At 61.8% G+C, this 26,063-nt stretch carries 18 protein-coding genes; 3 read left to right on the top strand and 15 right to left on the bottom strand.

Translation table 11 applies throughout. From position 1 onward, the window contains the following. Window positions 1-8: 8 nt before the first annotated feature. The gene (locus tag MOV75_RS01150) at window positions 9-1,232 is read left to right on the top strand and encodes a pyridoxal phosphate-dependent aminotransferase (RefSeq protein WP_247004570.1); all 1,224 of its coding nucleotides are present in this window, start codon (window positions 9-11) and stop codon (window positions 1,230-1,232) included. Between the two features lie 96 nt (window positions 1,233-1,328). On the opposite strand, the gene MOV75_RS01155 is transcribed toward MOV75_RS01150, so the two are convergent. Further along, a complete protein-coding gene (locus MOV75_RS01155; protein ID WP_246917103.1) occupies window positions 1,329-2,012 on the bottom strand; it encodes a GntR family transcriptional regulator in 684 nt (227 codons plus the stop codon). 170 nt (window positions 2,013-2,182) lie between these two features. Here MOV75_RS01155 and MOV75_RS01160 point away from each other — a divergent pair, with 170 nt between their 5' ends. Continuing rightward, on the top strand, window positions 2,183-5,587 hold the full coding sequence (locus MOV75_RS01160) for a molybdopterin-dependent oxidoreductase (RefSeq protein ID WP_258719575.1): 3,405 nt from the start codon (window positions 2,183-2,185) through the stop codon (window positions 5,585-5,587). A 49-nt stretch (window positions 5,588-5,636) separates the two neighbouring features. Next, entirely contained in the window at window positions 5,637-7,091 is a 1,455-nt protein-coding gene (locus MOV75_RS01165) for a short-chain fatty acid transporter (RefSeq protein ID WP_246917109.1), read from the top strand. 696 nt (window positions 7,092-7,787) lie between these two features. On the opposite strand, the gene phaC is transcribed toward MOV75_RS01165, so the two are convergent. The 14 genes from phaC to MOV75_RS01235 all read right to left on the bottom strand — a co-directional run. Further along, complete coding sequence (gene phaC, locus MOV75_RS01170) at window positions 7,788-9,506, bottom strand: class I poly(R)-hydroxyalkanoic acid synthase (RefSeq protein ID WP_246917112.1); 1,719 nt, start codon at window positions 9,504-9,506, stop codon at window positions 7,788-7,790. A 153-nt stretch (window positions 9,507-9,659) separates the two neighbouring features. Next, window positions 9,660-11,030: a sigma-54 dependent transcriptional regulator gene (locus tag MOV75_RS01175; protein WP_246917115.1), complete on the bottom strand. Its 1,371-nt coding sequence runs from the start codon at window positions 11,028-11,030 to the stop codon at window positions 9,660-9,662. Further along, complete coding sequence (locus MOV75_RS01180; RefSeq protein WP_309486768.1) at window positions 11,020-12,720, bottom strand: ATP-binding protein; 1,701 nt, start codon at window positions 12,718-12,720, stop codon at window positions 11,020-11,022. The genes MOV75_RS01175 and MOV75_RS01180 overlap by 11 nt, the downstream gene beginning before the upstream one ends. A 187-nt stretch (window positions 12,721-12,907) precedes the next feature. Continuing rightward, window positions 12,908-13,912: a cytochrome d ubiquinol oxidase subunit II gene (locus MOV75_RS01185; RefSeq protein WP_247004563.1), complete on the bottom strand. Its 1,005-nt coding sequence runs from the start codon at window positions 13,910-13,912 to the stop codon at window positions 12,908-12,910. Continuing rightward, window positions 13,909-15,300: a cytochrome ubiquinol oxidase subunit I gene (locus tag MOV75_RS01190; RefSeq protein ID WP_246917120.1), complete on the bottom strand. Its 1,392-nt coding sequence runs from the start codon at window positions 15,298-15,300 to the stop codon at window positions 13,909-13,911. Before MOV75_RS01190 ends, MOV75_RS01185 begins: the two co-directional genes overlap by 4 nt. A 44-nt stretch (window positions 15,301-15,344) precedes the next feature. Further along, the gene (locus MOV75_RS01195) at window positions 15,345-16,667 is read right to left on the bottom strand and encodes an NAD(P)/FAD-dependent oxidoreductase (RefSeq protein ID WP_246917123.1); all 1,323 of its coding nucleotides are present in this window, start codon (window positions 16,665-16,667) and stop codon (window positions 15,345-15,347) included. A gap of 50 nt (window positions 16,668-16,717) precedes the next feature. Next, complete coding sequence (locus MOV75_RS01200) at window positions 16,718-18,994, bottom strand: NADP-dependent malic enzyme (RefSeq protein WP_246917126.1); 2,277 nt, start codon at window positions 18,992-18,994, stop codon at window positions 16,718-16,720. A 74-nt stretch (window positions 18,995-19,068) separates the two neighbouring features. Further along, window positions 19,069-19,494 (bottom strand): TIGR01841 family phasin, encoded by a 426-nt coding sequence (gene phaP, locus MOV75_RS01205; protein ID WP_246917129.1) that lies wholly within the window; start codon window positions 19,492-19,494, stop codon window positions 19,069-19,071. 21 nt (window positions 19,495-19,515) lie between these two features. Then, window positions 19,516-19,908 carry an acyl-CoA thioesterase gene (locus MOV75_RS01210; RefSeq protein ID WP_246917132.1) on the bottom strand — a complete coding sequence of 131 codons (393 nt, stop codon included), beginning with the start codon at window positions 19,906-19,908 and terminating at the stop codon, window positions 19,516-19,518. A 9-nt stretch (window positions 19,909-19,917) separates the two neighbouring features. Further along, window positions 19,918-20,643 carry an acetoacetyl-CoA reductase gene (gene phbB / locus MOV75_RS01215; protein ID WP_246917135.1) on the bottom strand — a complete coding sequence of 242 codons (726 nt, stop codon included), beginning with the start codon at window positions 20,641-20,643 and terminating at the stop codon, window positions 19,918-19,920. A 120-nt stretch (window positions 20,644-20,763) separates the two neighbouring features. Then, window positions 20,764-21,936 carry an acetyl-CoA C-acetyltransferase gene (locus MOV75_RS01220; protein ID WP_246917138.1) on the bottom strand — a complete coding sequence of 391 codons (1,173 nt, stop codon included), beginning with the start codon at window positions 21,934-21,936 and terminating at the stop codon, window positions 20,764-20,766. A 65-nt stretch (window positions 21,937-22,001) separates the two neighbouring features. Further along, a complete protein-coding gene (locus MOV75_RS01225; protein ID WP_246917141.1) occupies window positions 22,002-23,315 on the bottom strand; it encodes a dicarboxylate/amino acid:cation symporter in 1,314 nt (437 codons plus the stop codon). Between the two features lie 41 nt (window positions 23,316-23,356). Beyond that, the gene (gene lpdA, locus MOV75_RS01230; protein WP_246917144.1) at window positions 23,357-25,102 is read right to left on the bottom strand and encodes a dihydrolipoyl dehydrogenase; all 1,746 of its coding nucleotides are present in this window, start codon (window positions 25,100-25,102) and stop codon (window positions 23,357-23,359) included. Between the two features lie 15 nt (window positions 25,103-25,117). Beyond that, window positions 25,118-26,063, bottom strand: a 946-nt coding sequence (locus tag MOV75_RS01235) for a 2-oxo acid dehydrogenase subunit E2 (RefSeq protein ID WP_247004565.1), incomplete at its 5' end; no start/stop codon positions are given.

A 26,063-nucleotide genomic window follows, 5' to 3' on the forward strand; every position in this document is an offset into this window, starting at 1 on the left:
GCATGAACGTGCCCTTCCACAGCTCGACGCAATTCCGCGTCTCCGACCGCCTTTCGTCGATTGGCGTGTCGGAGATCCTGAAGATCAGCGGACTCGCGGCGGAGATGAAGCGCCAGGGCCGGGACGTTATCATCCTCGGTGCGGGCGAGCCTGACTTCGATACGCCGGACTCCATCAAGGATGCAGCCGAGCGCGCGATGCGCGCCGGCGCGACCAAATACACCGCTTTGGACGGCGCGCCTGAACTCAAGGCCGCTATTCGCGCAAAGTTCAAGCGCGATAACGGGCTCGAATTCGCGCAGGACGAGATCACCGTGTCAGCCGGCGCCAAGCAGGTGCTTTTCAACGCCATGATGGCCACCATCAACCCTGGCGACGAGGTCATCATCCCAACGCCGTTCTGGGTGACATATGCCGACATCGTCGCAATCGCCGGCGGCACGCCGGTGCTGGTGCCATGTTCCGAAGCCAATGGCTTTCGGCTTTCGACTGACGATCTTGAACGCGCCATCACGCCTCGCACGCGATGGGTCATGCTGAACTCGCCGTCAAATCCGTCCGGCGCGGCCTATTCAGAGGCCGCTTACCGACCGATCCTCGACGTACTCCTCGAGCATCCGCACGTCTGGCTGATGGTGGACGATATTTACGAGCATATCGTCTATGACGGCTTTCGCTTCGCCACGCCGGCGGCAATCGAGCCGGCCCTGCGCAACCGGACGCTGACCGTCAACGGCGTTTCGAAGGCCTACGCCATGACCGGCTGGCGCATCGGCTATGGCGGCGGACCTAGCGCTCTGATCCGGGCCATGGCCGTGGTCCAGAGCCAGTCGACCTCCTGCCCCTCGTCGGTCAGTCAGGCCGCCGCCATCGAGGCGCTGAATGGCCCGCAGGATTTCGTCCGCGATTGCTGCCGGTCGTTTCAAGAACGGCGCGATCTTGTCGTCGGCGCGTTGAACGGGATCCAAGGCATCACCTGTCGCGTGCCCAAGGGCGCCTTCTACACGTTTGCGAGCTGCGCCGGCGTGATGGGCAAAATCACTCCTGAGGGGCAAACGCTGGGGAGCGACAAAGACTTCGCCGAGTATCTCCTGCGCGCGGCGGGCGTCGCAGTCGTTCCGGGTTCGGCGTTCGGCCTCTCACCCTATTTCAGGATTTCCTACGCGACCTCCGCCACCGAACTCCAAGATGCGTGCCAGCGCATCGCATACGCAACTGCGGGACTTTCGTAAAAGCGCGAAGACGACGCTAAGGCCTCACCCGCGCCACTTCATTGCGATCACCAACATCCCAGGAAACCTTGGATCTGCTTCGATTTTGGCCGGTAATTACCGGCCATGATCGCGATTAGCGACGATCGGCTCGCGCGGATTCGTCATCCGCGATAGCGCCTCGACGAAGATTGGCTCCCACGCCCTGATGTGGCGCCTGAGAAGATTGGCAAGGGCCTCTTCCTCGCCGGCCATTGCGAGCTCGACGATCTGATAGTGCTCCGCGGCGGATTCATTCTGGCGGGCAAGACCTGCACGCGACTTGATACCGTAGAGCCGCATCTGGTCGCGCAATCCCATCACCATTTCGGTCAGGCGCGCATTGTCCGCCGCTGCCGTCAGCAATTGGTGAAAGCTTCGATCGGCTTCGAGATAGAGGCCGATGTCCTCCATCTTGACTGCGCGGGCAACCTCATCGGCAAAACGGACAAGCTGCTTGAGATTTTTCTTGGGCTTACGCGCAACGATCGCCGCCGCATGGAGCTCCAGCACCTCGCGGAGATCGAACAGGTTGCGCAGTTCGGTCAAGGTCGGCTCGACCACCTTGAAGCCGCGATTGCGCATCGGCTCGATCAGCCCGCTGCGCGCCAATTCGAGCAGCGCTTCCCTGACCGGTGTCGTCGATACACCCAGGCTCGCCGCCAGTGTCGGCACGGAATACATCGATCCCGGCATGCTCTGCCCGGAGATAATCTCGGCGCGCACCTGCTGCAGCACCTGCTCCCTTAAATTCTGATCCATCCCGTTCCCGCTTGGTCGGCTCCGGAATCATCCGGTCCGTCCGCGGCACAATAGTCAGGTTTGGTCGCGGCACAATAAATAGGCTTGACGAAGAATACGGCAGGGACAATGCTATGTAACGCTTTACTGTAACGCACTACTATCGAACCTTCGGACGGTGTGGCACCCCTATGGCGCAGCGCGTACCCGGCTATTGCACGCTTTGCCGATCCCGATGCGGGTCGACCATGGTCGTCGAAAATGGCCGGCTGATTGCAGTCAAAACCCTGCCCGGACATCCGACCGGCGGAGCATTGTGCGCGAAGGGTCGGGCCGCGCCCGAGATGGTGCACAGTCCGCGCCGCCTGACGAAACCGCTTCGCCGGACCGCGCCCAGGGATGCGGCCGATCCCGGCTGGATCGAAATTTCCTGGGATGAGGCGCTGGAAGACATCGCCAACAAGCTCGGCGACATTCGCAAAACATCTGGAGCCGAAGCGGTGGCCTTTGCCGTCACCACGCCGAGCGGCACGCCAATGGTCGACAGCTTCGAATGGGTCGAGCGCTTCATTCGGTGCTTCGGCAGCCCCAACCTGATCTACGCGGTCGAAGTCTGCGGCTGGCACAAGGACTATGCCCATGCTCTGACTTTCGGACGCGGCATCGGCGTTCCCGACTATGACCGGGCCGACGCCATCGTGCTGTGGGGACATAATCCGGCCCGCACCTGGCTTGCCCAGGCAACGCGCGTCGCAGACGCACGGCGGCGCGGGGCGCGGGTTGCGGTGGTCGATCCCAAACCGAACGGCTCCGGGCAGCAAGCCGATATCTGGATGCGTATCCGTCCGGGTGCGGACGGCGCGCTGGCGATGGGCGCAATCCGGCACCTCATCACCACGAACTCATACGACGCGGACTTTGCAACGCGCTGGACCAACGGGCCGCTGCTGATCGACACCGACACGGGCCGCTTCGTTCGCGCGAGTGAACTCTGGGCCCATCAATCAGACGACAACTTCGTCGTGCTGGATCGGTCCGGAGCGGCACGCGCCTTCAATCCAGGCCTCGCGGCGCTCGACCCCGCCTCCTGCGAGTTGGATGGCGGTGCAACACTCAGTGCGCGGGATGGACGTGTGATTGCCGCCGCGACCGCCTTCCGTCTGTTGACTGCCGAAGCCGCTCCCTACACGCCCGCCCGCGTCGCCGAACTGACTTGGCTCGACGAGGTCAAACTCGCGAACTTCTACCAACTGTTCGAGAACCGCCCGCGGCTCGCGTATCATTCCTGGACCGGCGTGGGCCAGCACACCAATGCGACGATGATCGAGCGGGCGATTGCAACGCTCTATGCACTCACCGGTGCTTGTGACCGGCCCGGCGGCAATGTTTGGCCGGCGCCTCCTCCGACACGCACTGTCAACGATTATTCCTTGTTGCCGCCGGGGCAAAGGGCCAAGGCGCTCGGTCTCGGCGAATTGCCGCTCGGCCCGCCGAGCCGGGGATGGATCACGGCTCGGGACTTCAGCCGCGCGGTCCTGACCGGCGAACCCTACCAGGTACGGGCGCTGATGAGCTTCGGTACCAATTTCATCGTCTCGCAGGGGCACTCGTCGCGCAATCGTGAGGCGCTGCGCGCGCTCGACTTCCACGTCCACGTCGACATGTTCATGAATCCGACGGCGGAGAATGCCGACATCGTGCTGCCGGCCAACATGCCGTGGGAACGGGACGCTCTGAAGATCGGCTTCGAAATCACCCAGGAAGCCGTCGAGACGGTCCAGTTCCGTGCGCAGGCGTTGCCGCCGCTCGGCGCTTCCAAGGCGGACTATGAAATTGCCATCGAGCTTGCGGTCAGGCTGGGCCTTGCCGATCAATTCTTCGGCGGCGACATCCGCGCGGGCTGGAATTATCAGCTCGCGCCGCTCGGCGTGACGGTCGACGAATTGCGCCGCCATCCCCTGGGCATGCGTTTCCCTCAGCTCCTTGAGCATGAGAAATACACGCTGGTGCAGCCGGACGGTACAATTGCCGGCTTTACCACCGCCACCCGTCGCGTCGAGATCTATTCGGAACTGATGCTCGAACATGGCTATGCGCCGTTGCCGGGGCACATCGAGCCTGCCGAAAGTCCGCTCGCCGACCACGCCGACAGCCGGTTTCCACTGGTGCTCACGACGGCCAAGAGCGGCTGGTTTGTCCACTCTTCGCATCGTCACGTCGCCTCCCTTCGCAAGAAGACGCCCGATCCGGCGATCGAGATCAACCCAACGCTCGCAGCCGCGCGCGGCCTCAGGGACGGTGACTGGGCGATCGTCAAAACCTCGGCCGGAGAGGTCCGGCTACGCGTGCGGCTGAACGAGGCGCTCGACGATCGCGTAGCCGTCGCCGAGTTCGGCTGGTGGGAGGATTGTCCGCCGCTCGGACGCGACGCGATCCAGCCTGCAGGATTGCCGACCTCCAATATGAATGATGCGCTCAGCGACGCGACCCGCGATCCCGTGAGCGGCTCGGTGCCACTCCGCGCTACGAGTTGCGACATTCGCAAGGATGAGACCGCGAGCCGCGGCCACTGGACCGGCAAGCGCGACTTCGCGGTCTCGGCCGTTCATCGCGAGACCGACGACGTTGTCGCGCTCGAGCTTTTGCCGCGCGACGGCGGCGCGATTCCCGCATTCCGCCCCGGACAGCACGTCCTGCTGAGCCTGCCGGGACTCGATGTTGCCCGCGCCTATTCGCTGACCGGCCATAACGGCCGCGATGTTCTGTCGATCGCGGTCAGCAAGCGCCGGGCCCGCGCTTCAGGACTCGCCAACGATACGGTTCACCTTTCCGATCACGTTCATCGTCTGGCGGTCGGCGATGATGTTCGGATCGAGGCGCCGAAGGGCATTTTCACGCCGCCGCTGCAAGGACGCCGGCCGCTAATTTTTCTTGCCGCCGGAATCGGCATCACGCCGTTTGTCGGTCATCTCGAAGCCCTGGCGAGACTGCAGCCCGCCGAACGCGTCGCCCGAGTGCTGCTGCTCTATGGTTGCCGCAATGGCGACGAACATGCATTTGCCGGTCGGTTGCGAGAGCTCGCAGACCTGCTACCAGAGCTCGATCTCGTCACGGCGTATTCGGTGCCGCGCGCAAAAGATCGTTGTCCCGGGGATTACGACTACACGGGGCGGCTGGACCTGTCGGCGATTGATCCGTTGCTGCCACAAAGGCCCCTCGCCTATCTCTGCGGTTCGCCGGACTTCACGACGTCGATGATAGCCCGACTGATCGAACGGGGCGTCCCGCGCTTCGACGTCTTCTCGGAAGCTTTCACCTCGCCGCCGGTCGTGCCGCGCACACTGAAGCCGCAAACCGTCCACATCGCCGATAGCGGCAAGAGCTTCACCTGGACGCCGCAGCTCGGGACCCTTCTCGATGCGGCCCAAGCAGCCGGTCTGTCCCTGCCCAGCGGCTGCCGTGTCGGCCAGTGCGAGAGCTGCCTCATGCGCGTCGTCGATGGCGATGTCGCACAGGTCGGCGGCGGCAACAGCGCGCCCGACCAGTGCCTGACTTGCCAATCCGTTCCGCTCTCGGAACTCACGCTTGCACTCTGACCGGCAGTGACAAAACGAACGCAACACCAACGCGACTATGGGGGCCGCAATGACCGACACGACGGATAAAGCCATCTTCCTGGATGAGACGCCGACACAGGACAACGTGCTTGCAAGATTCTCGCAGCACATGGTCAGCTTCGCCGAGCGCTGGTTCCCCGATGCTTATGTGTTCGTTCTGGTGGCCGTGGTGGTGATCGCGCTCGGCACCATCGCGCATGGCGGCTCGCCGCTCGCAGTCAGCCGCGCCTTTGGCGACGGCTTCTGGAATCTCATTCCCTTCACGATGCAGTTGGCGCTGGCCGCGGTCGCCGGCTATGTGGTCGCGATGTCGCCACCTGTCTCGGCCCTCATGCGACGGCTGGCCAACGTACCCTCGACGGCGCGCGGCGCCGTGGTCTTCGTGGGCGTGCTCAGCATTGCCGCGTCGTTGCTGAACTGGAGCCTGAGCCTGATTTTTTCGGGCCTGCTGGTCCGCGAGATCGCACGGCGCAAGGACATCAAGCTCGACTATCGCGCAGCCGGTGCGGCCGGATATCTCGGCCTCGGCTGTGGCTTCACGCTCGGCATCACCTCATCGGTCGCCCAGCTTCAGGCCAACGCGGCAAGCATTCCGAGTTCGCTGATGCCGATCACCGGCGTCATCAGCTTCTCCGAGACGATCCTGACGTGGCAAAACCTGGTGACGATCATCGTCGTGACCGCACTGTCCGCGGCGGTCTGCTACCTGACGGTACCAAATGAGGCGCTGACCAGAACCGCAGAGGATCTCGGCGTGTCTCTCGACGACGACCGGATCGAGCCAAAAAAGCCGACCCGGCCGGGTGACTTTCTCGAGTTCAGCCCCGTTCTGACCATTCTGACCGTCGCACTGGCGTCGGGCTGGCTCTGGCAGACCTTCCAATCCGGCAATCCGCTGATCACACTGTCAGGCCTGAACACCTATAACTTCGTGTTTCTGGTGCTTGGCATTCTCCTGCACTGGCGTCCCCGCAGCCTGCTCGAGGCTTTTTCCAAGGGAACGCCGAGCATCTCCGGCCTGCTGTTACAGTTTCCGTTCTATGCCGGCATCGCCCACATGCTGACCAAGGTGCCGAATGCCAGCGGGCTGACGCTGTCCGATACCGTCGCTCACTGGTTCGCCAACGTCTCGGTCAACTCGACCGTGTTCTCGTTCCTGATCGGGATCTATTCCGCGACGCTTGGCTTCTTCATCCCGTCGGCCGGCGGCAAATGGATGATCGAGGCGCCCTACATCATGAAGGCGGCCAACGAAGTCGGGGCTCATCTGGGCTGGACCACTATGGTCTACAACATCGCCGAGACGCTGCCGAACTTCATCAACCCATTCTGGATGTTGCCATTGCTTGGCGTGCTTGGTTTGAAGTCAAAGGACTTGATCGGCTACACGTCCGTGCAATTCTTCGTGCACTTTCCGATCGTCATGATCCTGGCTGCGATCTTGATGGCGACTTTCACCTACCATCCACCAATTCTGCCTTGACCGGACATCGGACCTGAAAATCCGGGATGTCGGGACCCCACCGCCGACATCCCGAATCGCGCTCAAGTCCGAAACGACTTGAGCTTCAAATCGTTACGAATCTTGTTCCGGATTGTCCGGTTTGCGCGCCCAGGTATCCTAAGTCTGGTTCTCAGGCAAGTTCAGAGCACCTCCCAACTAAAAGGTCCGTTCTGATGCGAAACCGCGGTAGTCCTTGCAAGGAGTGGTAGGCGCACCAGGCCTCGAACCCGGGACCCGCTGAAGAGTTAGTTGGTGCGTATGGATGCGCCAGGTCGCGGGCGCAGGTACACAAATGCGCAGCGAAGAAGTGACGCTTTCCAAGACTGATCTACCGTTTCAGAGAACCTTGCTTACGCTGGCTGTCGCGATCTCTTTTGATCTCCCGGTGCACACGTCGTGCACACACCGCCCCTCAAGCAATTGAAACGATTGAACTCTTGCTCCAATCCACCATGGGCCAATTTGAGCTAGTGCAGGGGAGCGTCGTCAAAGGAAATCAAGCAGCGAGCCTGTGCTCGAACGACTTGAGAAGCGGCAAATGGGCCCAAATCGTAGGACCTGCAACCGTCTCAAATTGCTATTTGAGTTAGTCGCTTGGCGCTGACTCCGACGGCAACGATCACGCGCTCAAATCGTGTCGGGCGCTCCAATTTTCCTTGTTTTGCGGCTCACTCTTCAGCCCACCCTCACCTTCACATATCGACCGGGTGCAGACTCGCCCGGAGGATGAAGGTTGCTGCCGAGTTGCGTGCGGGCCGGCAGCTTCTTTTCCGCCTGCGGCTTGAGCCAGCCGATCCAGTCGTTCCACCAACTGCCCGGCTTTTCTTCGGCGCCTGCTAGCCATTTTGCCGGTTCATCCCAGGAATCGGCCGATACCCAATAGCTTCTCTTGTTCTTGGAGGCGGGATTAATCACGCCGGCAATGTGCCCGCTCGCTCCCAGGACGAAGCGAGTGCGGCCGCCGAACAGGCCCGTGGTCCGATAGGCGGATCGCCAGGGCACGATGTGATCTTCGACGGCCGCCAGAACATAGGCAGGCAGGTCGACCCGCCCGAGATCCACTGGCGTACCGCACATTGTCAACTTGTTCGGCTGCCGAAGGTTATTTTCCAGGTACATGTTCCTGATGTACCAGCAATACATCGGCCCCGGCAGATTGGTGACGTCGGCGTTCCAGAACAGAAGGTCGAAGCGCTCGGGCGGCTTACCTTTCAGATAATTGTTGATCACATTCGGCCATATCAGCTCTCTCGAACGGAGGGTCTGGAAGACGAAGCCGAGTTCGGCGCCGCGATAGATGCCGCCATTGCCGATCGCATGTTCCCGCTGCCGCACGCTCTCTTCGTCCACAAACACGCCGAGATCGCCCGGCTCGCGGAAATCGAGCATCGTCGTCAGCAATGTGACGCTGGCAACCGACTCATCGCCGCGCGCCCGCAAAATCGCAAGCGCCGACGACAGGATGGTTCCCCCGACGCACCAGCCGACGACATTGACCTTGTCGGCACCCGAGATCGATTGAGCAATCTCAATGCCGCGCATCGCACCCTGCTCGACGTAGTCATCCCATCGGATATGGCCGCAAGACTCATCCGGATTGCGCCACGACACCATGAAGACCGTCAGGCCATGCTCAATCGCAAAGCGGACAAAGGAATTGGCCGGCTGAAGGTCAAGGATATAAAACTTGTTGATACACGGCGGGACGATCAGCAGAGGTCGCGCGGCCACCTCTGCCGTCGCGGGCTCATATTGAATCAGCTGAAACAGGTCGTTTTCGAACACGACCGCGCCCTTCGAAGTGGCGACGTCCTTGCCGACCTCGAACGCGCTCTCGTCCGTGATCGTCAGGTTGCCCTTGCCCAGATCCGCCATCAAATTGTCAAGGCCCGCCTTGAGGCTTTGACCCTCGGTATCGGTCGCGAGCTTGATCACGTCAGGATTGGTGGCGATAAAATTCGTCGGACTCATCGCCTCGACGAACTGACGGGTGAAGAAGCGCAGGCGGTGCTTTTCCTTCTCGTCCATATCCAGCGCTTCGACGAAGTCGGTGCAATAGCGCGCGTTCAGCAGGTAGTATTGCTTTAATATGCTGTAGAGCGAATTCTCCCGCCATTCGGTGCCATTGAACCGGCGGTCGCCGCGCGGGGTTTCGACGCCCCCTTCACTCTGCCCGCCTGCTGCCGATTTGATGATGTGTTCCGAAAGTTGGTACAAACCTTTCAGATAGTCGGCCTGCAATTCGGCGATGCGCCTCGACGAACCCAGAGGTGAGCTGGCCGCCGCGCCGTCACATTCGCCATTCTCCGCCAACCCCAGCGACCGCCACAGGCTCGCTCCTGCCTTCATGAATCCGTCGACAAACTCGTCCGGCATATTGAATGGCCGATTCATCAGCTATCCCTCACTCAGCAAATAGGGTGCAGTGTTGCGTTTCCTGTTGCAGCTTCTTCTTTCAGCCCTTCATTCTCGTACGCCGTGAGCATGCCATGTCCGGCAGCACGGCGCCGCCCAGCGGCGTCACGGTGTTACTCGCCTTCGTCAGATTCAGGGGCGAACGATCGCGCCTTCGCGGATTCCGTCAACGTTCACGGCAAGACGCTTGATCTTGTCGTACAGGGTTTGCTTCGGGATGCCCAATAGCGCAGCGGTTGCCTGCACGTCGCCCTGCTTGCGCCGCAGCGCATCCTCGATGATCGATCGCTCGATATTTTCGAGTTGTCGAGGCAACGACAGGTCCAACGTGCCGAACCCGGACTTGTTGATGGCCTTGCCATCGAGCACACCAAGCACAAAACGGTCAGCGACGTTGCGAAGCTCACGCACGTTCCCCGGCCACGAATAAGAAAGCAACGCCGACATCGTCTGCTCGCCCAGTATCGGCGCATCCCGCTCGAACCGTCGGGCGGCATCCAGAGTGAAGTGCTCGAACAGCAGCGGGATATCTTCGCGCCGCTCCCGAAGCGGCGGCAGCTCGATGAACGCCACGCCGAGACGATAATAGAGATCTGCGCGAAACAGCTTCTTTTCGCTCAGCTCGAGCAAATTTGTCTTGCTTGCCGCCACCACGCGACAGTCCACTGAAATCGGCTTGTTGGTTCCGACGCGCTCGATCGACCGGTCCTGCAGTGACCGAAGCAATTTCACCTGCACGCTCGGCGGCATGCTCTCGATTTCGTCGAGAAACAGCGTTCCGCCATTTGCATACTCGATCTTGCCAATACGCTGGCGGGTGGCGCCGGTGAATGCCCCAACTTCGTGGCCGAACAGCTCGCTCTCGACCAGCGACTCAGGCAGGCCTCCGCAATTTACCGCGACATAATTCCCGGCGCGGCGGCCGCTGTGATTGTGCAAGCAACGCGCGACGACATCCTTGCCGGTTCCGGTCTCGCCATAGATGGTGACGTCGACATTGGTCGCGGCCAATGTGGATACGAGCCGGCGTACTTCCTGGATCTGCGGGGATCGGCCGAGCAGGCTGGCCTCGATTCCCTGGCGGTCCGCCAACGCGGATCGCAATGAGCGCACTTCCAAGGTAAGGCGCCGCTTTTCCACCGCCCGGCGTACCACCGAGATCAGCTGCTCCGAGGAGCAGGGCTTCTCGATGAAGTCGTAGGCGCCGTTCCGCATCGCCTGCACGGCCATGGAAATATCGCCATGGCCGGTGATCAGGATGACCGGCAGATCCTGATCCAGCCTGCGCAGATCGGATTGCCATTCCAGGCCGCTCTTGCCGCGCAAACGGACGTCGCAGACCACGACAAAAGGCATGTCGGATCGCACTGATACGTTGGCGGCCTCAACCGAAGCAAATCCCGAGACCGACAGCCCGGCAAGTTCGAGTGCCTGAATGCCGCCGATGCGGACATCCTCGTCGTCCTCGACGTAGATTACGCCAATCGATTGCTCATCGCCCATGCGAAACCGCCTCTGTAATCTCGGCCATCGGAAGGATCACGACAAATTCGGCACCGCCCGGAAGATTTCGTCCCCGCAATTCGCCGCCAAAGGAACGCGCGATGTGGTTGGACAGCATCAGGCCAAGGCCGAGGCCCTTGCCCGCGGGCTTGGTCGTCACGAAAGGTTCGAACATCCGTTGGAGAACATCGGATGCGATCGCGGGACCAGTGTTGCTGATGGCAATGCGGCAGCGTGCGGCCTGCCCCTCATCGCGCGTCGCCCGGATCACGATCGACTTCTGCTCGACGCTCTCCACAGCATCCAATGCATTGGCCAGAACGTTGCAGAACAGCTGCTCAAGCCGCGTCTGATCGGCAACGACGCTGAGGTCAGCGTCGACATCCGTTTCGACTGCAACACCGCCCTCCTTGACACGCGCGGCGAGTATCTTGAGCGATTCAGCCACGGCATGTTCGACAGAGACGGCGTCAAGCGGGCTGCTCGACTTGTATGCGAAAACCCGCAGCTGCCCGGTCAGGCGTCCGAGCCGCCGCACCAGTTCGCCAATCCGTGTGAGGTTTCCGCGGGCATCGCCGATCGACCCGCGATCGACCAGCAACACCGCATTGTCGGCCGCAGTCTGCAGCGCCGCCAAGGGCTGATTCAATTCATGCACGATCCCGGCGGACATCTGGCCGAGGGCAGCCAGCTTGCCGGCATGAACCAATTCATCCTGCGCGGCCCGCAGCTCGGAGGTACGTTCCTGCACCCTGCTCTCGAGCATGTCGTTCGCCGCCTGCAGCGCCGCCTGGTTGGCTAGCCTCTGCCTGATCGCTCTCCGGCGCTGAACCACGAGGCCAAGCGCCAGCAAGGCAACCACGGAAGCGAGGCCCGACAACGCGCCGATGATCAGAGCGGTCTGTCGGGTCGGCGCCTCGTCATCCAGAAGGACGAGTTTCCAGAAGCCACGATTGATCGGAAACTCGCTGACGGTATAGGCGGTTCCGCGCTCGCTGATGATGCGTGAGGCAACGCCCTCGGATTGAGCCAGCACGGTCCACCCGAGCGGCGTCAGGTCGTGATTCCCGTACGGTCTCGACCGAGCAATGTCGTCGCGCGTTCCAGGCGACAGCACCGCCATCGGGCGATAGCGCCATTCGTCGCGGGAGGCGAGTATCGTGACCCCACGTTCGTCGACGAGAAGAATGTCGCCTGCAATATCACGCCACCCGCGCTCGAACGAATCCAGATTGACCTTCGCGGCGGCGATACCTTTCGTGACCCCGCCATCCTTCAACGCATAGGAGAGATAGTAACCGGCGCGCGCGCTGGTGATACCGACACCGAAGAACGCGCCTCGGCCGCTCGCGAGAGCCTCGCTCACATACGGGCGATACGACAGATTTCGGCCAACCGGTGTGCCCGCGTCCTCGAAATCGGCCGCGGCCAACGCTTCGCCCGAGGTGCTCAGGACGTAGAGGTTGTCAGCCCCGGCAAGCAGATTGATCGACTTCAAATACAGGCTGACCGATTGCTGCAGCGCGGCATCAGCGGGATCGCCGAGCAACCGAAACACGCTCGGGGACGTCTCAAGCAACGACGGCAAATATTCAAACCTGGAGAGGTGACCGTCGAGCCGGGCTGCCTCCACCGCAAGTCGCTGCTGAGCGGCAACATGCAAATGGTCCAGTCCGCGCTGAAAGGCCACGGCATATCCGAGCCACGAAGCGGCAGCGACCAGCGCCAGCGCAGCTGTTCCGCGAACAAGCCAACGCAAGGAGCCCCATTCCATCGACCTGATTTGGGGGCTCCTCTTGAAGTTCACCAGGGTTGGAAGCTCCGTCATCGTGTGAACCAGCACAAACCGAGGCGCGTCGGCCACCGCTGACGACCCCTCACGCATAGTCTAACTCTATGGTCTTGCCCCGAAATACGCGATAGGAAAATCCGGTATAAGCGATGATGACAGGGAGCGTGACGCAAACCCCGATCAGGATGACCTTGAGCGAGTCGGGGCTGCTGGCGGCCTCCCAGACCGTAAGCCTGTCGATTACCACGAAGGGGTAGATGCTGTAGCTCAGGCCAAGGAAGCTCAGGAGGAAGACCAGCACAAGCAGCGCGAATGGCAGCCAGCACAGGCCGCCGCGCACGGCGGGCGAACCGAGCAGGACGCGCACCGCCACGAGCGCGATCCCTGCAGTGATCGGGATCGATGCCACAGCAATGATCGCCGGCAAGGTGAACCATCGCACGCGGACGGTCTCGCTGATCCAGGGCGTTGCCATCGAAATCAGGATCAGGCCGAGGACCATGGGCGGCCAGGCGATCTTGCTCCACGCGATCGCCTTGTCCTGCAGCGGACCATCCGTCTTCATCACCAGCCATGTAGCGCCGAGCAGCGCGTAGGCCATCGGCAGCGCGACCGCAATGGCGCCGGCAAAGATCGGATAGTTCCAGCCCTCGCCGAAGCCGCTGATATAGCGGCCGAGCATCCACCCCTGACAGATGGAGGCAAGCATCGATCCTGCGATGAACAGATGGTCCCACATCGTCTTGCGACCGGCCTTGGCCTTGACCCTGAAATCAAAGGCCGCGCCGCGCAAAATCAGACCGACCAGCATGAGCGCGGTCGGCAGGTACAATTCCGATAGGACCAGCCCGTGCGCCTTGGGGAACGCAACCAGGAGAAGGCCGACGCCAAGGACCAGCCACGTTTCGTTGGCATCCCAGAACGGGCCAATGGATGCGACCATGGTATCCCGCTCCTTGGGTGTCGCCCTGTGCATCAGCATGCCGACCCCGAGATCGTACCCGTCGCTCACGACATAGATGAGCAGCGACAATCCCATCAGCCCGATGAAGATCAGCGGGAGCAGTTCGTCGAACGACATCGAAGTCATGCGAATTCTCCATGGCGCTGATATGGCTGCCGCTCACCTGCCGGATTCACCCGCATGATTCCGTCCATCTTCTTTTCGGCTGTTTCCGACATGAATTTGAGCACGCCGACATAGGCGACGAGCAACGCCAGATAGACCGCAGCATAGATGGCGAGTGTCACGGCAATGCTCGATGACGGCACCCGCGAGGCGACGTCGGCAGTTCGAATGAGGCCGGAAACGATGAAGGGTTGGCGCCCGATCTCGGTGACGTACCATCCGGCAATGGTCGCAACCCAGCCAGCAAAGGTCATCCCGGCGAATATCCTGAGCATCGGCCGCGGCATCCGGACGAAATCCCAGCCGTCGCGCCAGTGTTGCCAAAGGCCGATCCAGCTGACCAAGAGCATCAAGATTCCGGTCCCGACCATGATCCGAAATGACCAGAACAGCGGCAGGACCGGCGGATGGGCCGAGCGAAACTCATTCAGTCCCTTGAGCTCTCCGTCCGGATCGTGCCGGAGGATCAGACTTGCGAGCTTCGGCACCGCCACCTCGAAGCGGTTCGTTCTCGCCGCATCGTCCGGGATCGCGAACAGCAGCAGCGGCGCGCCGCGCGTCGTTTCCCAGATGCCTTCGACGGCCGCGATCTTCTGCGGCTGATGCTTCAGCGTATTGAGCCCGTGAAAATCGCCCGCCACCATCTGCGCCGGCGCGACCAGGGCAGCGAGGACGATCCCGGTCCGCAGCACACGGGACGCACTGGCCACAGCTACGCCCTTGAGGAGTTGCCAGGCGCTGATCCCGATCAGCAGGAACGCACAAGTCAGCGCGGACGCAAGCACCATATGAACCAAACGATACGGGAAAGACGGATTGAAGATGATCTCCAGCCAGCTACGCGCGTGAAACTGACCATTGACGATCTCGTATCCCGCCGGCGTCTGCATCCATGAATTGAGGGCAAGGATCCAGAATGCGCTCATCAACGTACCGAACGCGACGAGGACGGTGGCCCCCAGGTGCACGATCTCGCCGACCCGGCGGTGGCCAAACAGCATGACACCGAGAAAGCCCGCTTCCAGGAAGAATGCGGTCAGCACCTCATAGCCGAGCAGCGGCCCGGCAATATTCCCGACGCGCTCCATGTAGCCGGGCCAGTTCGTGCCGAACTGGAAGCTCATGGTGACACCGCTGACGACGCCGAGCGCGAATGTCAGGGCGAACACCTTGGTCCACAGGCGGTAGGCGAGAAGCCAGTCGATCTTCTCTTGCGGATCGGTCGCACGCAGGTACTTGAACCTGAAGAACAGCAGCACCCAGCCCAGAGCGATCGAGATCGACGGAAACAGGATATGGAACGTGATGTTGGCGGCGAACTGTATGCGCGCAAGGAACACGGCGTCCATCAACATTCCTCCCGGTTCACGCCCTCGCCTAAATCAAGTATCCATCAATGCAGCTTCACATGCGGTTCAGTGCGCCGGGTAATCAGCCGCGCGAGTGTGTCGAGTGCAACCTTGACCGCACCATGCAGCGCATGTTCGTGCATCTTGTAGAGCGACAGGTACATCATCCTAGCGAAAATGCCTTCGAACACGAGGCTGCCGCCCACCAGTGCTCCCATCATCGAGCCGACCGTGCTGAATTCGCCGAGCGACACCAGGGACCCGAAATCCCTGTAACGATACTCCCTGAGCGGCTCGCCCCGCAGAAAGCGCGGAATTTGCGAATAGAGATGCGAGGCCTGCTGGTGAGCCGCCTGCGCGCGCGGCGGTACGTTGCCGCGCTCGCCCCAGGGGCAGGCCGAGCAGTCGCCGATGGCGAAGATGGCGTCGTCGCGTGTTGTTTGAAGCGTCGGCCGGACGACGAGCTGATTGATCCGGTTGCTCTCGAGTCCGGCGATATCCTTCAGGAAATCTGGCGCCTTGACGCCCGCCGCCCAGACGATCAGCTCGGCGGGGATCGTCCGGCCATCCGTCAGGCTCACGCGATCGGGACGGACTTCGGAGACCTTGGCGCCGACCAGCACGTTGACCCCGAGCCTCGCAAGCAGCTTCTCGGTCTCTTCCGAAACCCGTTCGGGCAGCGCAGGAAGCACCCGATCAGCGGCCTCGATCAGAGTGATCCTGATGTCCTTTTGGGGATCGACCTGGTCGAGGCCGTACGCCACCACTTCCCGCGTCGTCCTGTGCAGTTCGGCGGCAAGTTCGACACCGGTCGCACCGGCACCGATGATGGCGACCTTCAACTGATGAATTCCCAAGGGCGACGCCTGGGCATGGGCGCGGATGCAGGCATTGACCATGCGCTCGTGAAACCGCCGCGCATCGAGCTGCGATTCCAGCTTAATGGCATGATCAACGACGCCGGCAGTGCCAAAATCGTTGTTCTGGCTTCCGACGGCAACGACAAGGACGTCATAATTGAAGGTCCGCTTCGGGGTGACCTCGCGGCCTTCGGTGTCGAGATAGGGCGCCACCAGCACCTGGCGGCGATCCCGATCGATCCCGATCATCTCCCCGATCCGGTAGCGGAAGCCGTGCCAGTAGGATTGCGCGAGATAGTCGACCTCGTGCGCTGAAATATCCATGCTGCCGGCGGCAATCTCGTGCAGCTTCGGCTTCCACACGTGGGTGCGGCTGCGCTCGATCAACGTGATCTCGAACTTGCCCTTGCGGCCGTATTTGTCGCCAAGGCGGGTCGCCAGCTCCAATCCGCCGGCTCCGCCTCCGACAATCACGATTCGGGATTTTCCCAACTGCGGCTTACTCATGATGGCCTCGACCGATCGAGTTCACAACCCGCGCAAACGCATCCTGCCGATCAAGCCCTCTCGGAGACGGCGTCCGCGACCGCGACAGCCGCCATATTCACAATTCGCCGCACGGTGGACGACGGCGTGAGAATGTGGGCCGGCTTCGCCGCGCCGAGCAGGATTCCGCCGACCGTCAGTCCCTGCCCCGCCGCCATCCGCAACAAATTGTAGGAGATATTGGCGGCGTCGAGATTCGGCATCACCAGGACATTCGCCGGCCCCTCGAATCCGGAATCGGGAAACTCGTGGTGCAGCACCGATGGCGACAGTGCGGCGTCGCCGCGCATCTCGCCTTCGACCGCCAGATCGGGGGATCGCTCGAGGATGATCGCCCGCGCCTCCCGCATCTTGTGAGCTTCCGGGACCGCGGAGCTCCCGAAGCTCGAATGCGACAGCAACGCCACCCGCGGCGTAATGCCAAATCTGCTGACCTCCGCTGCCGCCATCAATGCGATGTCGGCGACCTGTTCGGCGGTCGGATTGAGATTGCAGTGGGTGTCGCAAATGAACAGCTGATGCTGCGGGAGGATGAGCATCTGCATCACGGCGAGCGTCCGCACGCCGTCGCGAGCCCCGATCACGTTGCGGATGGCGGTCAAGTGATCGGACGTCCTGCCGACGACCCCGCACAGCATCGCATCGCCGATGCCTCTTTCGAGGAGGATCGAGGCGAGCACGGTCGCGCTGCCGCGCGTCTCCGAGAGCGCCAGCCCGGCCGACACACCGTCGCGCTTCCTGCGCCCATGATATACGTCCGCACATTTGGAATAGACCTGCGGATCATTCGGATCGACGATCTCGCAGTCGAGACCCGGCTTGAGCCGAAGACCGAAGGACTTGATCCGTTCCTCGATTGTCGAGGGCCGGCCGACAAGAAATGGCTTTGCGATCTGCTCGTCAACGACGACCTGGGCTGCGCGCAGCACACGCTCGTCTTCGCCCTCCGCCAGAAGCAGCGACTTGCCGCTTCCCTTCGCCACCGAGAAGACCGGCTGCATCGCGTTGCCGGATTGATAGACGAACCGGCTCAGCTGCTGGCGATAGGCTTCCATGTCTGCGATCGGACGCCTCGCGACGCCGCTGTCAGCCGCAGCCTTGGCTACTGCGGGCGCTACGACTTCGATGAGCCGCGGGTCGAGCGGCTTTGGAATGAGATAGGAGCGACCAAAGCGAAGGTCCTCTCCCTTATACGCAACAGCCACCACCTCGGGCACTTCCGTCATCGCCAGATCGGCCAGCGCGCGCACCGTCGCGAGCTTCATCTCCTCATTGATCGTGGTCGCTCCGCAGTCCAGCGCCCCCCTGAAGATGAAGGGAAAGCAGAGAACGTTGTTGATCTGGTTGGGATAGTCCGAACGCCCTGTGCCGATGATCGCATCCGGGCGGACCGCCAGCGCGTCCTCGGGCATGATTTCCGGGATCGGATTGGCCATGGCGAAGATCAGGGGGTCCCGGGCCATCTTCTTGACCATGTCCTGCGTCAGCACGTTGCCGGCCGACAGGCCGAGAAAGATATCCGCGTCCTGGATGATCTCGTCCAGCCTTCGCGCCTCCGTTTTCACCGCATAGCGCGCCTTGTTGTCGTCCATGCCATCCGTGCGGCCGGCAAAGACGACGCCTTTTGCGTCGGTGACGATGATATGGTCATGCGGCAGGCCGAGGCTGACGATGAGATCGAGACAGGCCAGCGCGGCCGCGCCGGCGCCGGAGCACACCAGCTTGACGTCGGCGATATCCTTCCTGACCAGCTTCAGGCCATTGAGGATTGCCGCCGCCGCGATAATCGCGGTGCCGTGCTGGTCATCGTGGAAGACCGGGATCTTCATTCGTTTGCGGAGCTGCTGCTCGATGTAGAAGCATTCCGGCGCCTTGATGTCCTCCAGATTGATGCCGCCAAAGGTTGGTTCCATCCTGGCGATGGTCTCGATCAGAGCGTCGGGGTCCTCCTCGGCGAGTTCGATGTCGAAGACGTCGATGCCGGCGAATTTCTTGAACAGGCACGCCTTGCCTTCCATGACGGGCTTGCCAGCCAACGGGCCGATATTCCCAAGGCCAAGCACGGCGGTGCCGTTGGTGACGACAGCCACAAGGTTGCTGCGCGCCGTCAGTTGGTCTGCCTGCAGCGGATCCTTGGCGATGACCAGGCAAGGCTCCGCCACGCCGGGCGAATAGGCCAGCGACAGATCGCGTTGCGTCGCCATGGCTGTAGTCGGCACGACGGAAATCTTTCCCGGCCTCGGCAGGCGATGATATTCGAGTGCGGCTTCCCTGAGATCCTGATCCATCGTATTTCCCGATTCTTCGCTTGGCTCGAGAGGCCGAGACGCCCCTCACCTGTTTCTTATGTGGTCGACAATCCTCAGACGCTTCCGCCGCGGGTGCGCATCGCCGCCATTCCATCCTCGAAACGCCGGCGCAGCATCTCGATGGTTTGTTTTTGCTGCTCGGTCGCGGTCTCGGCGAGTTGCCGCATGTTGGCGAGGGCTGTTTCGAATCCCTGCCGGGCGATTTCTGTGCGCCGTCCCGTCACCGCCTCGTTGCTCGCCTCGGTAACAATCGCCTTCATGGTTTCCTGGAAGACCTCAGCCTGTCGCGTCATCAGGCTTCGCCAGCTGTCATAGGCCGAACGGTTGACCTCGATGAGGGCATCGATGTTCTTCTTCTCGATGTCGAGCAACGCCTTCATATCGACGCCACTGATCTGGCAGGATTCGATGAGTTTGGCGAAATCGAGCCCGGCAGGGCCCCAGTCGCTCTCGTTCGCCTTCGGCTTGCTGTCGGACATTTCGCTCTCCTTCATTGGTGACTACTGCCCTTCCTGTGCGGCCGCGATCGGCGTAGGCCGACCATCGTCATCGAGCGCGACGAAAGTAAAAATGCCTTCCGTCACCTTCACACGTTCCCCCATCCGCCTGCGCAGCGCCCAGGCTTCTAGGCGGATCGCCACCGACGTCCGGCCGAGACGCTCGGGAGCCGCGTAGACACACAAGACATCGCCGACATGGACTGGCTTGATGAATTGCATCGCCTCGATCGCGACCGTGGCGACACGCCCCTGCGCGCGTTGACCGGCATGGATGCCACCCGCGATATCCATCTGCGAAAGCACCCAGCCACCGAAAATATCGCCGCTCGGGTTCGCATCCGCGGGCATGGCGAGCGTTCGTGTCGTGAGGTCCCCTCGTGGCTGGATCGACATGGCGATGGCTCAAACCATGTGCTGGCCGCCATTCGCTGAGATCGTCGAGCCCGTGATGAAACCGGCGTCGTCAGACGCCAGGAACACCACCGCTCGCGCGATCTCATGCGGTTCTCCGAGGCGGCCGACCGGGATCTGGGGCAGGATGTTCTTGGCGACGACTTCCGGGTTGATCGCCTTGACCATCTCGGTGGCGATATAACCCGGGCAGATCGTGTTGACGGTGATGCCGGCGCGCGCGCCCTCCTGGGCCAGCGCCTTCACGAAGCCGATGTCTCCGGCCTTGGCGGCGGAGTAATTGACTTGGCCCATCTGGCCCTTCTGACCGTTGATCGAGGAGATGCAGATCACGCGACCAAACTTGCGTTCGCGCATGCCCTCCCATACCGGCCGCGTCATATTGAACAGCGAGTTCAGGTTGGTGTTGATGACCCCGTACCATTGCTCCGGCGTCATCTTGTGGAACATGCCGTCCTTTGTGATACCGGCGTTGTTGACCAGCACATCCACCGGACCGAGGTCGGCTTCGACTTGCTTCAGACCCGCCGCGCAGGCCTCGAAGTTCGACACGTCCCATTTGTAGACATTGATGCCGGTCGCGCTCTTGAACCTCGCGGCCGCTTCGTCATTGCCGGCATAGCTTGCAGCCACCTTGTAGCCGGCTGCCTTGAGCCCAACCGAGATCGCTTCACCTATACCGCGCGTTCCGCCGGTCACCACCGCAACCCTTGACATCATCCCCTCCTGATTTTGATCGGTTCATGTTGTATTCGCCGGCTCCGGTGAGCCGTTGTCGTTCGCGGACGGCCTCTGGTCGTCCGCGTCTCGTTCCGGTCGAATGGATCAGCCGCGGGCCTAGCGCTCGACCGTCAAGGCGACGCCCATGCCGCCGCCAATGCACAGCGTGGCTAGGCCCTTCTTCGCGCCGCGCTTCTGCATCTCGAATAGAAGTGTCGTCAGCACGCGCGCGCCGGATGCTCCGATCGGATGGCCGATGGCGATGGCGCCGCCATTCACGTTTACGATGGACGGATCCCAGCCCATATCCTTGTTGACGGCGATCGCCTGCGCCGCAAAGGCCTCATTGGCTTCGACAAGATCGAGGTCTTTGACCTTCCACCCGGCCTTCTCGAGCGCCTTGCGGGAAGCAGGAATTGGTCCCGAGCCCATCACCGCCGGATCAACGCCCGCGGTTGCCCAGGAGACGATCTTCGCAAGTGGCGTCAGCCCGCGCTTTTTGGCTTCGTCAGCGCTCATCAACACCAGGGCGGCCGCGCCGTCATTGAGGCCGGAGGCGTTTCCGGCGGTCACGCTGCCTTCCTTGTTGAAGGCGGGCTTCAACTTCGCAAGCGCGTCCAGCGTCGTGCCGGCGCGGATATACTCATCCTGGTCGACGACGACATCGCCCTTTCGCGTCTTGACGGTGACGGGAACGATCTCGTCCTTGAACCTGCCGCCCTTTTGCGCATCCTCGGCCTTGTTCTGCGAGCTTGTGGCAAACGAGTCCTGCTCATCGCGGGTGATCTGCCATCTGGCGGCGATGTTCTCAGCCGTGACACCCATGTGGTAGCCGTGGAACGCATCGAGCAGGCCGTCCTTCAACATGGAGTCGATGAACTTGACGTCGCCCATCTTCGTGCCATTCCGCAGGTGCGACAGATGCGGTGCCATCGACATGGACTCCATGCCGCCAGCAACGATAACTTTTGCATCCCCGTTGGCAATCTGCTGCAGGCCGAGGGCCACCGACCTCAGGCCCGAACCGCAGAGTTGGTTCATACCCCACGCCGTCTTCTCCTGCGGAATGCCGGCTGCCATCGCGGCCTGCCGCGCCGGATTCTGCCCTTCGCCGCCGGCGAGGACCTGTCCGAGGATGACCTCATCAACGTCTTCAGGCGCGAGTTTTGCGCGTTCGAGGGCGCCCTTGATCGCCACCGCGCCGAGCTCGTGGGCGGTCAGCGACCCCAAAGCCCCGTTGAAGGAGCCAACCGGCGTTCGCGCCGCGGAGACAATTACTACGTCAGTCATGATCAACTCCTTTGCTACCCATGGATGAACGGCGATGCTCCTCGAAGATCACCGCCGCGGTGTTCCTAGCCTGTCGTGACGGCGACCTCGATGTCGCTCGGATCGATGTCGCGATCGAGAGCGACACGTAGCTTCTCGCGGTCAAGCTCACCCTCCCACCACGCCACCACCACGCAGGCGACGCCATTGCCACAGAGGTTCGTGAGCGCCCGGCATTCGCTCATGAACTTGTCGATGCCGAGCACGATCGCCATGCCCGGAAGCAACTCGGGCCTGACCGCAGCCAGGGTGCCTGCAAGCGTGATGAAACCCGCGCCCGTGATACCGGAAGCGCCTTTCGATGTGAGCATGGCAACGATGAGAATGGTCATCTGCTCACCGAAGCTGAGTTCGACGTTCATCGCCTGGGCAATGAAGAGCGTCGCCAGCGTCATATAGATGTTGGTGCCGTCGAGATTGAATGAGTAGCCGGTCGGCACCACGAGGCCGACGACCGGCTTGGAGCAACCGAGGCGCTCGAGCTTCTCCATCATCTGGGGAAGTGCGCTCTCCGAGGAGGACGTCCCCAGCACGATCAGCAGCTCGTCCTTGATATATTTGAGGAACTTGAAGATCGAGAAGCCGGCAACACGGGCGATAGTGCCGAGTACCACGATGACGAAGACCAGCGCTGTCAGATAGAAAGTGGCAATGAGTCCGGCAAGGTTGCCCAGCGCCTGCGGACCGTACCGGCCTATCGTATAGGCCATGGCTCCGAATGCACCGATCGGCGCGACCTTCACGATGATCGAAATGACACCAAACATCGCGTGGGCGACGTCGTCGACGAACGCCCGTACGGTATGGGCCCGTTCACCGAGCCCCATCAGCGCAAAGCCGAACAGGATTGCAAACAACAGGACCTGCAGTATCTCGCCCTGCGCGAACGCGCCGACTACCGTGTCAGGAATGATGTGCAGGACGAAGTCTACCGACTTCATCTCGCTTGCCTGCTTGGCGTAGCCGGCGACCGCTGCGGCGTTCGATTGTCCCTGGAAACCCGATCCCGGGTGCAGCACGTTGGCGACAATCAAGCCCAGCGCCAGCGCGAAGGTCGATACGACCTCGAAATAGATGAGCGCCTTGACCGCGACGCGGCCGACCTTCTTCACCTCGGAGATGTGGGCGATTCCGGAGACGACAGTGCAGAAGATGATGGGCGCTATGGCCATCTTGATGAGCTTGACGAAGCCATCGCCCATCGCCTTGATCCAGTCGTTCTTGCCGAGATCTGGCCACAGCCAGCCGACGATGATACCGAGCACGATCGCCGCGAGCACCTGAACATAGAGAATCCGGTAAATCGGCTTCTTCTGATCCGCAATCGTTGTTCCGGACATCGTATCTTCTCCCTGATCTCGTCGTGTCTGCGCCACCAACGTCATTTTTTTCTCTGCGGCGGCAGATCGGTGCAATGGCCCTCGAAGACTTCCGCCGCCATTCCTATGGACTCGCCGAGTGTCGGATGCGGGTGAATGGTCTTGCCTATATCGGCCGGCTCACAGCCCATCTCGATCGCAAGGCAGATTTCGCTGATCAGATCGCCGGCATGCGTACCGACGATGCCGCCGCCGATGACCCGGTTCGTCGCAGTATCGAACAGCAGCTTGGTAAACCCTTCATCGCGGCCGTTGGCGATGGCGCGGCCGGAGGCCGCCCAAGGGAAGACCGACTTGCCGAACTTGATGCCCTCGGCCTTGCATTGGTCTTCGGTCTTGCCAGCCCAGGCGACTTCGGGGTCAGTGTAGGCGACCGAGGGAATCTGTCGCGCGTCAAAGTATGATTTCTCACCATGGGCGACTTCGGCAGCGACGTGGGCCTCATGCACCGCCTTATGCGCCAGCATCGGCTGGCCGACGATGTCCCCTATCGCGAAGATATGCGCCACGTTGGTCCGCATCTGCCTGTCGACGTCAATGAAACCGCGCTCGGTCACGGCAACGCCGGCCTTCTCGGCTCCAATCTTCTTGCCGTTCGGGCTTCGGCCGACGGCGACGAGGACGAGATCATAGACTTGCGGCCCGGCAGGCGCCTGCTCACCCTCGAAACTCACCTCAATCCCGGCCGAGTTGGCCTTCGCGCCGACCGTCTTGGTCTTCAACATCACCTTGTCGAAGCGCTTGGCGTTCGTCTTCTCCCAGACCTTGACCAGATCGCGGTCGGCGCCCTGCATCAGGCCGTCGAGCATTTCGACGACGTCGATGCGCGAACCGAGCGTCGAATACACCGTCGCCATTTCGAGCCCGATAATGCCGCCGCCGATCACCAGCATGCGTTTCGGGATCGATTTCAGCTGCAGCGCACCCGTCGAATCGACGACGCGCGGATCTTCGGGAAGGAACGGCAATTTCATGGCCTGACTGCCGGCCGCGATGATGGCATGGGCAAATTTGACCGTCTTCTTGCCACCCGCCGACACGATCTCGAGATGATGCGGATCGAGAAAGGTCCCGACGCCGGTCACCACTTCGACCTTGCGCGCCTTCGCCATGCCGGCAAGACCGCCCGTCAGCTTGTTGACGACGCCGTCCTTGAACCCTCGCAGCTTGCCGAGGTCGATTTGCGGCGCTCCGAAGGAAATGCCGTGATCAGGGAGATGCTTAACCTCGTCGATAACGGACGCGGTGTGCAACAACGCCTTGCTCGGGATGCAGCCGACGTTGAGGCAGACGCCACCGAGCGTATCGTAGCGTTCGACCAGCACAGTCTTCATGCCGAGATCGGCAGCGCGAAAGGCCGCTGAATAACCGCCGGGACCGGCGCCGAGCACCAGCACTTCGCATTCGATGTCCGCCTTGCCCGAATGGGACGCCGCGGCAGGCGCAACAGGTGGCGTCGCGGCAGCCGGCTGCGATGCCGGCGCATGCGTCGGCGCAGCCGCAGCTCCCGTCATCTCCAGCACGAGGATGGTCGACCCTTCACTGACTTTCTGGTCGATCTTGACCTTGACTTCCTTGACGATACCGGCATGCGAGGACGGAATCTCCATCGACGCCTTGTTGGACTCGACCATGATCAGGCTGGTGTCGACCGCCACTGTCTCACCGGGCTTCACCATGACCTCGATGACGGCCACGTCCTTGAAGTCACCGATATCAGGAACTTTTACTTCGATCTGCTGAGCCATGCTGCTCTCCCCCTCTCAGAACAGCACGCGCCTGAGATCGGCGAGTACGTTGGCGAAATAGACATTGAAGCGTGCGGCGGCCGCACCATCGATGACGCGGTGATCCCAGGACAGCGACAGCGGCAAGGTCAAGCGCGACGTCCAGGTCTTGCCATCAGGCGAATGCTGTTTCCAGTATCCCTTGCAGACGCCCATGATTGCGACTTCCGGCGCGTTGATGATCGGCGTAAAGTAGATGCCGCCGATGCCGCCAAGCGAGGAGATCGAGAAGGTGCCGCCCTGCATCTGGTCGGGTTTGATCTTGCCCTCGCGTGCGAGCTTTGCGAGCGCGTTCATCTCGTTGGCGATCTCGGGCAGCGATTTCTTGTCGGCATCGCGGATCACCGGCACCATCAAACCGTTCGGCGTGTCCGCAGCAAAGCCGATGTGCCAATAGTTCTTGTAGACGAGCGTGTCGCCGTCGAGGCTGGCGTTGAATTCCGGAAATTTCTTCAGCGCCGCAACGGCCGCCTTCACCATGAACGGCAGGAGCGAGAGCTTGACGCCGCTCTTCTCTAGTTCCTTGTTCATCTTCACCCGGAACTGCTCGAGTTCGGTGATGTCAGCCTCGTCATGGGTGGTGACGTGCGGGATGACGACCCAGTTGCGATGCAGGTTGGCCGCGGAAATCTTCTTGATGCGGCCGAGCTCCTTGCGCTCGACCGGACCGAACTTTGCGAAATCGATCTTAGGCCAGGGCAGAAGGTCGATGCCGCCGACACCGCCGCCGCCAGCGGCCGAAGCTTGCGGCTTGGCAGACGCAGCTCCGCCCTTGGCAAAGGCCTCGACGTCCTCGCGCACAATGCGGCCGTGATCACCGGATCCCTTGACCTTGCCGAGATCGACACCCACTTCGCGTGCCAGCTTGCGCACCGCAGGACCGGCGTAGGCGAGCGCGAAGGCCTTCTCGTCCACCCCGCCC

Source organism: Bradyrhizobium sp. PRIMUS42 (assembly GCF_023006515.1).
Taxonomy (GTDB): domain Bacteria; phylum Pseudomonadota; class Alphaproteobacteria; order Rhizobiales; family Xanthobacteraceae; genus Bradyrhizobium.

Coding starts and splice junctions, on each gene's coding strand:
- MOV75_RS01155 (WP_246917103.1), bottom strand. CDS start 2,012: ATGGATCAGAATTTAAGGGAGCAGGTGCTGCAGCAGGTGCGCGCCGAG.
- MOV75_RS01160 (WP_258719575.1), top strand. CDS start 2,183: ATGGCGCAGCGCGTACCCGGCTATTGCACGCTTTGCCGATCCCGATGC.
- MOV75_RS01165 (WP_246917109.1), top strand. CDS start 5,637: ATGACCGACACGACGGATAAAGCCATCTTCCTGGATGAGACGCCGACA.
- phaC (WP_246917112.1), bottom strand. CDS start 9,506: ATGAATCGGCCATTCAATATGCCGGACGAGTTTGTCGACGGATTCATG.
- MOV75_RS01175 (WP_246917115.1), bottom strand. CDS start 11,030: ATGGGCGATGAGCAATCGATTGGCGTAATCTACGTCGAGGACGACGAG.
- MOV75_RS01185 (WP_247004563.1), bottom strand. CDS start 13,912: ATGACTTCGATGTCGTTCGACGAACTGCTCCCGCTGATCTTCATCGGG.
- MOV75_RS01190 (WP_246917120.1), bottom strand. CDS start 15,300: ATGGACGCCGTGTTCCTTGCGCGCATACAGTTCGCCGCCAACATCACG.
- MOV75_RS01195 (WP_246917123.1), bottom strand. CDS start 16,667: ATGAGTAAGCCGCAGTTGGGAAAATCCCGAATCGTGATTGTCGGAGGC.
- MOV75_RS01200 (WP_246917126.1), bottom strand. CDS start 18,994: ATGGATCAGGATCTCAGGGAAGCCGCACTCGAATATCATCGCCTGCCG.
- phaP (WP_246917129.1), bottom strand. CDS start 19,494: ATGTCCGACAGCAAGCCGAAGGCGAACGAGAGCGACTGGGGCCCTGCC.
- MOV75_RS01210 (WP_246917132.1), bottom strand. CDS start 19,908: ATGTCGATCCAGCCACGAGGGGACCTCACGACACGAACGCTCGCCATG.
- phbB (WP_246917135.1), bottom strand. CDS start 20,643: ATGTCAAGGGTTGCGGTGGTGACCGGCGGAACGCGCGGTATAGGTGAA.
- MOV75_RS01220 (WP_246917138.1), bottom strand. CDS start 21,936: ATGACTGACGTAGTAATTGTCTCCGCGGCGCGAACGCCGGTTGGCTCC.
- MOV75_RS01225 (WP_246917141.1), bottom strand. CDS start 23,315: ATGTCCGGAACAACGATTGCGGATCAGAAGAAGCCGATTTACCGGATT.
- lpdA (WP_246917144.1), bottom strand. CDS start 25,102: ATGGCTCAGCAGATCGAAGTAAAAGTTCCTGATATCGGTGACTTCAAG.